This window comes from Paraburkholderia sp. SIMBA_054 (genome assembly GCF_046534875.1).
GTDB classification, from domain to species: domain Bacteria; phylum Pseudomonadota; class Gammaproteobacteria; order Burkholderiales; family Burkholderiaceae; genus Paraburkholderia; species Paraburkholderia hospita.
On sequence record NZ_JAWRXV010001918.1, the window covers coordinates 1 to 228 of the forward strand.

The following is a 228-nucleotide window of genomic DNA, read 5'->3' on the forward strand; positions in this document are numbered from 1 at the left end:
TCACTTCGTGCGCAACTCCATCGCGAAGGGCTTTACGAGGGGGAGCGTGTGATGTTCACCTGGATGTACTGGACACCCGAAGTCCGGATCTTCTTTGGCTGCGTCGTCGCGATGCTCGCAGGCATGACGCTGTGGCAGTTTCGCGCGCCGACTATCGAACGCAAAGGCTTTTTGCCGATTGCAACCACGCGTGGCGACAGGCTCTTTATCGGACTGTTGACGGCGGCC

General features: G+C 59.2%; 1 protein-coding gene. It reads left to right on the plus strand.

Annotated features, from left to right (window positions below):
- Positions 1 to 51 precede the first annotated feature (51 nt).
- A partial coding sequence (locus SB822_RS61735) for a DUF2160 domain-containing protein (protein ID WP_410859757.1) occupies positions 52 to 228 on the plus strand: 177 nt, incomplete at its 3' end.